Source organism: Pandoraea apista, assembly GCF_001465595.2.
GTDB lineage: Bacteria > Pseudomonadota > Gammaproteobacteria > Burkholderiales > Burkholderiaceae > Pandoraea > Pandoraea apista.
In genome coordinates, this window is record NZ_CP013481.2 from 4,066,082 (window position 1) to 4,078,458 (window position 12,377).

Genomic DNA, 12,377 nt, shown 5'->3' on the forward strand with positions numbered 1-12,377 from the left:
GTTTCGCCGTCTCGTCATTTCATACGAGCCAAAGACAAGAACTCGGTTCTCAGCGCCAGATTCGGTTGTAGTTCACCCAACATCGCAGACGTCACCGACTCCTCGCCAGGCGTGCGGATCCCGCGACTCTCCATGCATAAATGACGGCAAGTCAGGATCACGCCGACTGCCTTGGGTTGCAGGTGCGCCATCAAAGCATTGGCGACTTGCGTCGTCAGACGCTCCTGAACCTGCAACCGCTTGGCGAAACAGTCCACCAGCCGGGTCAACTTGGACAGACCCACGATACGCCCTGCCGGCACATAGCCGATCGTTGCTTGCCCGAAGAACGGCGCAAGATGATGTTCACAATGGCTATACACCGGGATGTTGCGCACGATAATCAGTTCGTTGTACATCTGCGCCCCGTCCTCAAAGACTTTCAGGACTTCCGCCGGATCCTGACGATAGCCTTGAGTCCAGTGCTCCCACGCCAGCCTCACGCGTTGCGGCGTTTCCTGCAACCCCGAGCGATCCGGGTCTTCACCAACACTTGCCAAAAATCGACGCCAGTCGCCGTCTCCAAAAAGCTGCTCCATGCTCCTTAATTCTCCGTCTACGCGTTCGATATGCACTCTCGCGCCCTGTGGGTAGCGCTCGAATACAAAGTGTAACTGAGCCTCGATTCAATAACTAACATTTAGTTAGTTTTATGATAATCTGGCACCTAACCCCGGCGCATTGGCACCGGGACAAAGTCTGCGGCTAATGGGCTGCGCTTTTGGAATTCGAATTCATGGTGACTGAACGCATGCTCGCCAGCGGAGCTGAGGAACCAGACGATCACCCGGGTAGCAACGGCACGCCGATGTGGTACCGCAAGGCCATGGAGCAACCGGGGGAATCGCATTTCCTCAATGTCGACGGCGCGGCTATTCACAGCCTTCATTGGGGGCATCGCTCGGGCGAGAAGCCATTGCTGTTGTTACTTCACGGCTTGCGGGCCCACGCGCGCTGGTGGGATTTTCTTGCCCCTATGTTCGCGTCCAGCTATCACGTCGTTGCGATGGACTTCTCCGGCATGGGGGACAGCGCTCGGCGCGAGTCCTATGACGTATCGCAATTTGCCCGCGAAATCATCGCGGTCGCACAAACATACGGCGCCGGCGCTCCCGTCAACGCCGTGGGGCATAGCTACGGCGGCGGGCGATTGCTGCGTGCATGCTACGAGCAACCGTCATTGTTCGAACGGGCGATTGCGGTCGATGCGCATGTGTACTTCCGCGACGACAACCTACGCATGCCACCACAGCCCCTTGGCACGAAAATTTATGCGTCGGCGGACGCCGCGATTGCGCGCTTTCGTTTGACGCCAGAGCAACCGGATACGCCGAACTTCCTGCTGACGCACGTCGCGCGGCACGGCTTGAAACACACTGATGATGGCTGGCGGTGGAAGCTCGACCCAGCCGTGACAGCCGACGGCCACACGGAGATCGATGGCGAGACGCTACTGTCCGGGATTTCGGTACCGGTAGACGTTGTCGTTGGCGAGCAAAGCAAGGTCGTGTCCCAAGCACTGGCGCAACGGATTGCCACGCACCTCGTCAACGCCCGAGGACCGATCACGATCCCGTCGGGACACCACCATCTCATGCTCGATCAGCCGATTGCTCTGGTCGCTACGATAAACGCGCTGCTGGCCAATCAGACACACGGAGCACCCCATGCGCGTTGAGCATCGCAACGCCGATTCGTTCCGCGTTGAAGGAGCAACACTTTGGCAGCTTGTGGCGCGACGCGCTGCCCTCACGCCCGACGCGCCGATACTGATCGACGACAACGACCAGGTGTGGACCTTTCGCACGTTCGCGCGGGCAGCCGAGAACGTAGCCGCGTGGTTACTGACCCGCGGAATCGTCCGGCAGTCGGTGATTGCATGGCAGTTTCCCACCGATGTCCGTGCCGTCGTACTGTCGGTGGCGCTCGCGCGTCTGGGCGTAGTCCAAAGTCCGCTGATCCCTCTCTACGGGCCCAAGGAAGTCGCCGCCATCCTGCAACGCAGCGCTGCGTCGCACTTTATCTTGCCTCGCCCCGACTCGCAGGACGCCGAGCAAGTGGCACGCTCGGCGCAAGTGTGTCGCACGCTTGCGCCAGGGCCGGCGATCATCGAGCTTGACAGGGATGCCTTCGCATACGACGCGCCGCTCACCTTACCCGCTCCGCCTACCGACGCTCGGGCAGCGCGCTGGATCTACTACACCTCGGGCACCACATCGGAGCCCAAGGGCGCGCTGCACAGCGACGCCAGCCTGATCGCGGCGGGGACCGCTTTTGCAGACGCACTCGACGTCGTCCCACAGGACATTGCCGCCATCGGCTTCCCGTATGCGCACGTCGGCGGATCGATGAATCTTGTCATGCTGCTAACGGCGGGCATGTCCGCCGTACTGATACGGCGCTTCGCCGCAGACACGGCTGTCGCGCGCTTGCGCCGTCATGGCGTCACGATCAACTGCGGCAGCACTGTGCACTACCAGACATTGCTCGGCGAACAGCGCAAGGCGCCGGGAACACCGGTGGTCCCGAGCCTGCGTCTGCTTTGCGGTGGTGGGGCGCCTAAGCCGGCCACCTTGTTCCACGACATCAAGCGCGAAATGGGCTGTCTGACCACCCACAGTTATGGGATGACCGAAGCCCCCTTGATCACTGCGGCATCACCGCACCACGGTGATGAACGGTTGGCAAACACCGACGGCGCACCGGTCGATGGCATGGACATCCGGATTATCGGCTTCGACGGCAGGGTCGCCGACGTCGACGAGGAAGGCGAAATCCGGATCAAGGGTCCGACGGTCTGTCTCGGATACACCGACAGCGCCCTGAATCGCAGCGCATTCGATGATCAGGGCTATTTCCGCACCGGTGACGTGGGCAAGCGCCGATCGGACGGCCATATCGTACTCACGGGTCGCATCAAGGATGTGATCATTCGCAAGGGCGAGAATATCTCCGCGCGCGAAATCGAAGACGTACTTCTCTCCCACCCGCGAGTCGGCGCAGCCGCGGTCATCGGTCTGCCCGACCCGGAGCGCGGGGAACGCGTCTGTGCCGTCGTGGAACTACGCAACCCGGCGTTGCCGCTCACGCTCGATGCGGTAATTGCGTGGTTTTCGGACGCCGGCGTGATGCGCCAAAAGATCCCCGAGCAACTGGAAATCGTCGCGCAGTTGCCACGCAATGAAACCTTTAACAAGATTCTCAAACACAAGTTGCGCGAGCAGTTTGCTCGCCCTTGCTCCGAGGATGAATCAACCTGCCACAGAGGGACAACAGCATGACGGATGCCGGGTATCGACTCGATGACAAAGTCGCCTTTATCACCGCCGGCGCGAATGGTCTCGGCGAAGCCGCCGCGATGGCCATCGCTCGCTTTGGTGGAAAAATCGCCTTCCTCGATATCGATAAAGATAACGGCGAGCGCGTCGCGAGGGCGCTTCAGGCTACCGGGACTCAAGCGCTTTTCGTCGAAGCCAATGTACTCGACACCGAAGCCATCAACGACGCCGTCGAACGCACGGTAAAGACCTTCGGGCACATTGATATCCTGGTCAATAATGCTGGTGGCGTACGAAAAGGCGACTTCCTGTCTCAGCCGGAGAAAAGCTGGCGCAAGCATATCGACATGAACCTGGTCAGCATGCTGGCCGCGACACAGGTGGTCGCGCACGTCATGATCGGCGCCAAGCGAGGCGGCACCATCATCAATATCTCCAGCAGCGAAGGACTTCGCGCCGCCCCCGGGTATGCCGTCTATGCGGCCTGCAAGGCAGGCATGGTGAGCTTCACCCGCTCCATGGCGCTTGAGCTGGCGCCTCACGACATACGCACCCATGTCCTCGCCCCGGACATGATCGCAACGGCCGGCTTGCGCCGTTTCGTGGAGCGTGCGGAACCTGCGGAGAACGCCGCTCGCGACCGCTATATCCCCATGGGACGCATGGGACGCGTCGAAGAGTTCGGCAATGTCATCGCGTTTCTGGCCTCGGACATGGCGTCATATCTCAATGGCGTTCTGATCCCCGTGGATGGGGGCACGATTGCGTCCTCCGGCTGGACGCGCAACGTGCACGGCGACGACTGGGCGCTATTTCACGGCTGATCTCAGGCGGCGACGCTGCGAAGCAGCGCCGCCCGCGAACCGTTTCACTCACATAGCTGACGCGCCCTGGCCATCAGCCAGGTCGCGTAGTTGTGAAGAAACAATCCCATCTCCATCGACGCCTTGCCAGCGCACGCACGGGAATAACTTCCTTCCAGCAGGCACGCAAGCTTGAAACAAGCCAGCACGGCGTACCACGGCATGTCTGTCATGCTGCGCCCACTGAGTTCGCCGTACCTGCGCACCAATGCGTCGCGCGTGGGGAACCCGGCCCATGGCGTCACCGCCGGTGTGCGACCGCCCACCTGAGGATCGCCCGGTTCGGTCCAACTGCTCAGAAGCCACCCGAGATCCAGCAACGGGTCACCGAGTGTGGAGAGCTCCCAATCGACAAGGCCGATCAATTCGGGACGTTCATGTGAAAACATGACATTCGCAAACTGGAAGTCACCGTGAATCACGCCGACGCGACACGTCTTGGGTCTATGGCGCTCCAGCCAGTCGCCCACCGTGTCGATGTCTGGCAATGACGTTCCCGGATATCCCGGCGTGTCACGATAGCTCTCAAGCTGTGTACGCCAGCGAGACACTTGACGTTCGAGCCAGCCATCAGCCTTGCCGAAATCCGTCAAACCTACCTGGTCTGGGTCGATCCGCCCCAGTGCGGCAGCGGCATCTACCATCGAAAACCCCATTGCATGACGCCACTCGTCAGACGTTGCGTAGTTCCCGGGCAGCGCCCCCATGGGCGTAAAGCCATCAAGGGGCGCCATCACATAAAACGTTGCCCCAATGACGTCGGGATCGTCGCACACGGCATACAGACGCGGATGTGGGACATCGCTGTCGCGCAGTGCCGCCAACACCCGGGCTTCGCGCACCATGGTTTCGTTGCTGTTGGCACGCAAATGTCGGGGCGGACGCCGCAACACGAAGCGTCCATCGGTGCGCGACAGCAGGAAAAGGTTATTTTGCGAGCCACCCGTCAATCGCACGCATTCAGTCACCGGACCACAGCCGGGAAGCGCTTGCTGGGCAATCCAGGCCTGAAGTGGCTCCCAGGCGAGCAGTCCGTCAAAATCGGATAGAGGCATTGTCATCGTCGTCCGGAGATTTCACTGTGAATACCTGCGCGTGAGGAAACACTTCGCACGCGCCCTCGGGACTCAATAACGCCCCGCGTATTTTTCGCGCGCTGCCGCGATACGCGGTGGCAGGTGCGCGCTGGGAAACAGTCCCGGTGCCGGCTTGGCATTACGCAGCAGATGCTTGGCGATGGTCAGTTTGTGAACTTCCGTCGGCCCGTCGACAACGCCCATCATCATGGCATGGATCCACATCTGGGCGAGCGGCATTTCGTCGGACAGGCCAAGCGCTCCGTGAACCTGGATCGTGCGCTGCACGATGTCATGCATGACCTTTGCCATGGCCACCTTGATACCGGCGATCGGCACCTGGTTGGACTTGTAATCGTGGCCTTGATCGATCAACCATGCCGTGTGCATGACCTGCAATCGCAATTGCTGGAGTTCAATCCAGGAATCCGCGACATACGCCTGCACCAGTTGTTTGTCAGCAAGTGCCGAGCCTTTGGTATGACGCGACACTGCCCGCTCGCACAACATTTCCAATGCCATGCGGCACTGCCCGACGGTACGCATGGCGTGATGCACCCGCCCGCCCCCCAACCGCGCCTGCGCGACAGCGAAGCCCTGTCCCTCACCGCCCAGCAGGGCATCTGCCGGCACCCTTACCCCTTCGTAGCGAATGTAGCCGTGCGAGTAATCGCTCTCCGGCTCACCGAACACACCGGTATTACGCAGGATATTCACCCCGGGCGTCGCTCTGGGCACCAGGAACATCGATGCTCCCCGATAAATCGGAACATCCGGATCCGTCACGCACATCACGATCAGAAACTCCGCATAGCGGGCGTTCGACGAAAACCATTTTTCTCCCGTAATGACCCACTCGTCACCATCGCGAACGGCGCGGCACTGGAACTGACCGGGATCGGCTCCTCCCTGAGGTTCGGTCATGCTGTAACACGACACGATCTCGCCTTCCAGCAAAGGCTTCAGATAGCGATCCTTCTGTGCCTGCGTACCAAACATTGCGATGATTTCGGCATTTCCCGTATCTGGCGCTGCGGTCCCGAACACAATAGGCGCCCACTGAGAGCGGCCGAGAATTTCATTCATGAGCGCCAGCTTGACCTGCCCATATCCCTGACCGCCGAGTTCGGGCCCCAAGTGGCAAGCCCAAAGCGCTTGCGCCTTGACCTTTTCCATAAGGGGACGCGCCAGCGCCCGGGCCTTGTGATTGGTAATGTCATACGGTGCGCCCATGCCCGGATAAAGACGATCCAGCGGCTCGCACTCTTCCTTCACGAACGCAGCCATCCAATCCAATTTTTCTTGAAACTCCGGGTCCGTCGAAAAATCCCACATAGCAATGTCCCCTCGCCTTCCTGGCGTTGATGATTCAGGAGGAGGCACGCGGGCAAAGCGTTCGTGCGCCCTCACAGTTGACAGCATATTTCCACATTGACAGCATACTGTCAATGTGGAAAATAGCCTTCATGCCGAAACGAATTACGCTGAGTGCGACAACGCGCACGAACGGGCGCCAGCCACAAAGGAGAGAACATGCAAGGACAGGGAACAGCACTTGTCACAGGGGCGAGCCGGGGACTCGGCAGAGCCATCAGTCTTGAATTGGCCCGACGTGGCTACGATGTGATTGCCTGTGTGCGCGACTTGGCATCGGCAAATGGACTGGTGGAGCAAGCAGAACATCTATCAGGAACAATCCGGCTGCAAAAGCTCGACATGGCAGCACTGGGCGAATTCCGCGTGCCCGACAATTTACGCATCCTGATCAATAACGCAGGGTATCGAGGGCCGTATCTACCGATCGAAGAAACCTCGATGGACGAATGGCGCAGGACCTTCGAGACCAACTTTTTTGGTTTGATCGACCTGACACGTCGCGCCATCCCGGCACTGCGAAACGCCGGCGACGGCATCATATGCAACATCGGCTCCATGGGCGCCTATATGCCCATGCCTTTCTATACAACCTACCGCGCCAGCAAGCTTGCGCTGACGGCGATATCGGAAGGCTTGCGAATCGAACTCGCCCCTTTTGGCATACGCGTCATCGAAATCCCTATTGGCGGTGTCGACACCGACATGCTGCGCACCAGCATTGCCAACCGTCCGCCCGAGGCCATCGATTACGAACGCTATCGCCCCATGGCAGAGCAGCATGCCGCCATGCCGGCACAGATTCGCAGCCGTGTGATCTCGGCCGACGATGCCGCACGCAATGTCGTCGATCAACTGGAAGTGGCGGGGCCGCTCAAACGGGCTTGCGATCCCAATGCGCAAATACAGCTTGCCGAGCTGTCCACATCGACGGAAGAATCCCGGGCTCAGGCCCTGTTCGCCCGCTTCGGGGCAGCGCCTGCCTGAACCGCTTCCGCGCCCGGGCGGCGGCAGGGGCCGACGACTCAGGACAGATCGTCGACTTCCGCGTTGTCGCTATCCGGATGTTCCAGGTGCTTGCGCATCCGGCGCAGCGTTTGAACCGCTTGCGCAAGCGCTTCCTCCCCAACGGCCGCGCCTATGTCGTCGGCCCACTGACCGCGAAAGTCAGCGTCCCGTTCGTATAGCGCCCATCCTGTCGGCGTCATGACAAGCTGCTTGGCACGCTTGTGAAATGGATTGTCTTCAAATGCCACCAAACCGGCGTCGGCCAGCTCGTTGGCAGTGCGCTGCACCGATTGGCGGGTCAGATCAAGACTACGGGCAATTCGCGCAACCGTCGGCGGTTCAACCGCGCGCGCGACGGCAGACAGAATCAACCCTTGGGAATGGCTGCTGAGCCCGCGACTCTCGTTCATGGCGCGTGTTGCAGACAGCACGCGCCCTCTGAGACGCAGCACTTCGTCGATCAGGCTCTCGACCAGCCCCCCGGCCGGTGTATGGACTTTTTTCTTCATGCGCGAAACGTGCCATTTCAACCCGGTGTTGTCAACTTCTGGCCAGACCGACGACCACGCAATCACCCCAATAACTGTTATATTGTCAGTTATATGAAGACGTGTCTTCATGAGATTTTCGGCCGTAGCCTGCATGCGGCCAGACCTCGCCGATAACCATCTCGGTTATGCGTCAACCCAACATCCTTTCCGCATCGGCGATCGCCAACCGTCGTCGATGTCGCCATGGCCCATTCTGGATTTCTCTATGGACAATGTGATTCGCAAGACAACCTTTCTCGGCGGTACCCACAATCGCCTCACGGCAGACGTCGGCGGCAATCCTGCGTCCGCCCCTGTCTTGCTGCTGCATGGCGGGGGGCAAACGCGGCATTCCTGGCGCCAAACCCAACTCGAACTTATCGCCGCCGGCTTTTTTGTCGTCTCTCTCGATGCACGCGGTCACGGTGACTCGGAGTGGATCGCCAACGCCGACTATTCTTCCGACGCTCAGATACAGGACATCATCGCCGTGGCGAAAGCCATCGGCAGGCCTCCGGCGCTGGTGGGTGCATCCATGGGCGGGATGAACGCGCTAATGGCCTGCGGCGAGCACCCTGGGATCGCCAGCGCCCTGGTATTGGTCGATGTCACACCGCGATTGGAGATGGGCGGCGTCGATCGGATTCGCGCGTTCATGCACGCCAATCTCGACGGCTTCTCCACGCTTGACGACGCCGCCGACGCTGTCGCTGCCTATAACCCTGCCCGTCCGCGCCCCAGGAATCCCGACGGGCTTCGCAAGAACCTTCGGCAGCATCAGGATGGCCGCTGGTACTGGCATTGGGATCCGAGAATCTTTGCTGACGACCCACGCACGAAACTTCATGGGCTGGCGCAGCGCATGCTGACTGCCGCCGAACGGCTCCGGCTACCCGCACTTCTGGTGCGAGGGGGCGAGAGCGACGTCGTAGGACAAGAGGGCGTTGACGAACTACGAGCCCACATTCCTCACCTTGAGTACGCGGATATTGCCGGCGCCGGGCATATGATCGCCGGCGATCGCAACGACGCCTTCACCAACACCGTCGTCGGATTTCTGGGTCGGCATCTGCTGCCCGTCCGACGCGACGCCATGCTACAGCCGAACGCCCGATGACACGCGTCGCCGGCGAATAAAAAAATGCCCCCGAAGGTCACTTCGGGGGCAAAGAGACGGTGCCGGATTTGACTCCGGCAACGATGAGCCCGTCAGAATGTGGTCTTGAACGTCAGGGCAACCCAGTCATGTTGCGACTGCACCGCGTTGCTACCGTTCGTCGTTGTGACAACGCCCGTGATCGGATTCACGTTGTAGCGAGCGCGCGCGCTCACATACTTCACCCCTAATTCATACTTCGAATACAACAGTCCAGTCACACCGATGGACCATGAGATCGAGCCCTGATTGCCACCGCCCAGTGCCGGACCATTGCCCGCGATCTGGTAGGCCAGCGACATCGGCATCGAAATATCCCAGCCCGCGATGGCTTGTGGCCACTGCGGCGTGAAGCCGATATTGATCCCCCACGCGTCCTTGGTTGAGCAACCGTCGTTCTTGGTTTGCCCGGCCGGACATCCGTAGCCAACGCCGTTGTACAAATTCGGATTGGTGGTGACGGCAAGCAGGCGGCTGTAGTTGATTTCCCCCTGCAACGTACCGCCAGCCCATAGCGGCGAGCGCGGCAGCAAGTAGACCGCGTTAATCACAGCATGCAATGTGTTGCCTCGTGGCCCTTCCGCCTCCGCATAGCTCGCCGAGCTGCCGTTTGTGGGACGCACCACATACCCCCCGACGGCGTTAAGCGCGGTATTGCGGCGGAACGACATTTCCGTACCGACACTAACCGTCGAGATGTTGCGAGTAAAACTCACCCCGTATAGCTCGGTACCCCGCGCAAAGTTATAGCGAAGCGACGAGCCCGCAGGCGTGACCTGCGTAAAGCCCCACGGAAGTTTTTCGTCAAACTTGCGGAAGTAGAGCCCGACTGTGCCCCCCAGCTCAGCCGGACTCCACCGCGCATTGACACCAAAATCCCCATGGTTCTTCGGGGTGAGATCTGGACCGTTAGGCAAACCCGGGGCCGCATAATCCGACCGCGCAGCGTCGCCTGACGCGAAATAGGTGCCGCCCGGCACAATCCGATAAGGTGCCCAGGCAAACGCATACTGCCCGGCAACGGAGAAGGTATCCGTCAACTGCATCTGGGCCGACAACTGATTACGGGGCAAGTACAGTTCCTTGGCCTCGGCCCCCGGGCTGGTGGCAGCCTTGATGGTGTCCACCGCCCCTTGCGCGTAGGCAATACTGTTGCTAACGGAGTAAAGCGACTCCCCCCAATACACATTGTGCTGACCGAGCTTGACGCTCAGCGATGTTTGCCCCAACTCGAAGGTGCCGAATACAAACGCATCGAGCAGTTCTCCCGAAGGGCCAACGATGTAACGTCGGGCATAGCTGTTGTACGCCCCGTTCGCGTAGTTGCTCGACGAAATCGCAGGATTTCGCACGGAGTTGGTACCGTATGCCATCTCGTTCCAGGCGGCGCCACTCACGCGAAAGCCGTATTTCCCCTGATAAATGAAATCGAGTTCCGACAAGAGGTCGACCCGATTGATAATCATGTCACCGGATTTGAAACGTCCCTCCGTTTCATCGTAGCCAGGGCTTCTATAGAACGCCGGACTGATCGGGTTCACCCGCCACGCGCCCGTGTAACGGACCGTGTTGTCCCAGCGCAAATCAATGTCGGGATTGCCCACATCGATCGACATGCCCTGACTCGCGCCGGACACGCCAAGCAGTACCGTCGCCAAGGCGATGGACATTCTGTTTCGTGGGAAACGGACTCGTATATTTCTTTTCATACCGCTCGCTCTCCTCCTGTTGGCACACCCGCCACCGAAGTCGTATTGCCGAGGGTCTCCAACCTCGGCCGCTCCGTGCGGCTCAATTACTGACGTTTCATCAGTTTTCAGAAGTAGGCCACGGATACCCTGTCATCGTCAAGGAATAACAGATAGATCGTCAGCTTTTAGCCATAGGGAATCCCCCCATTTATTCGCGCGCGACATTGCTGCAAATAAATGATGTATCATCAGTTTTGTATTGATGTAATGCCCTCCCTGCCAGTCGCGATTCCGCGACAACTACCTGCCCTTATCCGGATGTGTCAAAATAAAAAGATATCTCCGCGGATTCGCTTGATGGAAAGCGACATCGCGTATGTGGACCACATGAAAATCACGGACATGCACATGAGCATCGTCGTCAATCAGAACAAGCAGGGACAGAAGCTAGGCCGCAAGGGCCAGGAAACGCGTGCACGGCTGATGGAAGCCGCACGCAGGTTGCTCGATACCCATTCGCCGGTCGAGCTGACGGCCGTCGCGATTGCGGCCGAAGCCGGCACGTCGCCGGCGAGCTTTTATATGTATTTCGACGACACCAAGGATTTGCTGTTCGCGCTGAGCGAAGTCGCCGGTCAGGACATGGCGAAGATCCATGCGATCTTTGACGAGCCTTGGGCCATCGACAACCTCTACCATCGGGCGATGGATGTCATCGAAGCGCTGAACGCGGTATGGGACAAGCACCGGCCCGTCTTGCGCTACCGAAACCTCGAGGCCACGCGCGGCGACCCGCGCTTTGCCGAGCTTCGACTCAATACCTTCATCCCCTTCATCCAGCGCTTTGCTCAATGCATCCTTGCGGTCAATCCCGCGCAGGGCACACGTCGGCGTGCGGACGCCTACGCTGAAGCCTCCATCATCCAGGGGGCCATGGAACATATGGCCGCGACTGACCCGGAAGTCATGGAGCGAGGCCTGGGTATCAAGCGAATTAACGACAATATGGCGCGGATCATCACGCTGGTAATGACCGGTGGTCAGCCCCCGGGCGATGCCCTGCTCGACGCCCCAGCGTCTGCCAAGGCCGCACAAGCCGCGGAAACCGCGAAGAAGAAGCCGCGGGCCTCGGCACGCAAACCCGCAGCGCCAGCGCAACAGGGGGCCGTTGCGGCCAAGAAGCCGGCGAAAGCAGCCCCTAAGCGCGTCCTCAAGTCCGCGGGTGCTCAAGCGGAACTGAAGCTGAATCCTCCGCCGGCAACCAAGGCACCTCGCAAGACCCCCAAACGAACAGCCGCCCGTTAAGCGCTAGCCGGCAACGCCTGTCGCCGGCAGTAGGGATCGCAGATCGCTCTGCGTGCC

Annotated in this window: 11 protein-coding genes; 6 read left to right on the plus strand and 5 right to left on the minus strand. The window is 60.0% G+C overall.

Annotation, left to right across the window (positions count from 1 at the left end):
* Positions 1–14: 14 nt before the first annotated feature.
* Complete coding sequence (gene folE, locus AT395_RS18310) at positions 15–578, minus strand: GTP cyclohydrolase I FolE (protein WP_048629921.1); 564 nt, start codon at positions 576–578, stop codon at positions 15–17.
* A 197-nt stretch (positions 579–775) separates the two neighbouring features.
* Between folE and AT395_RS18315 the strand changes: the two genes are divergently transcribed.
* From AT395_RS18315 to AT395_RS18325, 3 genes are read left to right on the plus strand one after another with little or no spacing between them, the layout of a single operon-like run.
* Positions 776–1,717, plus strand: coding sequence for an alpha/beta fold hydrolase (locus AT395_RS18315; protein WP_048629922.1), 942 nt, complete (start codon positions 776–778; stop codon positions 1,715–1,717).
* Complete coding sequence (locus AT395_RS18320; protein WP_048629923.1) at positions 1,707–3,320, plus strand: class I adenylate-forming enzyme family protein; 1,614 nt, start codon at positions 1,707–1,709, stop codon at positions 3,318–3,320. The genes AT395_RS18315 and AT395_RS18320 overlap by 11 nt, the downstream gene beginning before the upstream one ends.
* Positions 3,317–4,141: an SDR family NAD(P)-dependent oxidoreductase gene (locus tag AT395_RS18325; protein WP_048629924.1), complete on the plus strand. Its 825-nt coding sequence runs from the start codon at positions 3,317–3,319 to the stop codon at positions 4,139–4,141. The genes AT395_RS18320 and AT395_RS18325 overlap by 4 nt, the downstream gene beginning before the upstream one ends.
* 44 nt (positions 4,142–4,185) lie before the next feature.
* On the opposite strand, the gene AT395_RS18330 is transcribed toward AT395_RS18325, so the two are convergent.
* On the minus strand, positions 4,186–5,235 hold the full coding sequence (locus AT395_RS18330; RefSeq protein WP_197090711.1) for a phosphotransferase family protein: 1,050 nt from the start codon (positions 5,233–5,235) through the stop codon (positions 4,186–4,188).
* A gap of 72 nt (positions 5,236–5,307) precedes the next feature.
* Entirely contained in the window at positions 5,308–6,543 is a 1,236-nt protein-coding gene (locus AT395_RS18335; protein WP_237165730.1) for an acyl-CoA dehydrogenase family protein, read from the minus strand.
* A 246-nt stretch (positions 6,544–6,789) separates the two neighbouring features.
* On the opposite strand from AT395_RS18335, the gene AT395_RS18340 reads away from it, so the two are divergent.
* Positions 6,790–7,617, plus strand: coding sequence for an SDR family NAD(P)-dependent oxidoreductase (locus AT395_RS18340; RefSeq protein ID WP_072632872.1), 828 nt, complete (start codon positions 6,790–6,792; stop codon positions 7,615–7,617).
* Between the two features lie 38 nt (positions 7,618–7,655).
* Here AT395_RS18340 and AT395_RS18345 read toward each other — a convergent pair whose 3' ends face one another.
* Positions 7,656–8,258, minus strand: coding sequence for a MarR family winged helix-turn-helix transcriptional regulator (locus tag AT395_RS18345; RefSeq protein WP_167370738.1), 603 nt, complete (start codon positions 8,256–8,258; stop codon positions 7,656–7,658).
* A 136-nt stretch (positions 8,259–8,394) separates the two neighbouring features.
* Between AT395_RS18345 and AT395_RS18350 the strand changes: the two genes are divergently transcribed.
* Entirely contained in the window at positions 8,395–9,285 is an 891-nt protein-coding gene (locus AT395_RS18350; RefSeq protein ID WP_048629977.1) for an alpha/beta fold hydrolase, read from the plus strand.
* Between the two features lie 92 nt (positions 9,286–9,377).
* Here the strand turns inward: AT395_RS18350 and AT395_RS18355 are convergent, their stop codons facing one another.
* Positions 9,378–10,994: a DUF1302 domain-containing protein gene (locus AT395_RS18355; protein ID WP_197090712.1), complete on the minus strand. Its 1,617-nt coding sequence runs from the start codon at positions 10,992–10,994 to the stop codon at positions 9,378–9,380.
* A 378-nt stretch (positions 10,995–11,372) separates the two neighbouring features.
* Here AT395_RS18355 and AT395_RS18360 point away from each other — a divergent pair, with 378 nt between their 5' ends.
* Positions 11,373–12,320, plus strand: a complete 948-nt coding sequence (locus tag AT395_RS18360) for a TetR/AcrR family transcriptional regulator (RefSeq protein WP_072632873.1) — start codon at positions 11,373–11,375, stop codon at positions 12,318–12,320.
* Positions 12,321–12,377: the final 57 nt, after the last annotated feature.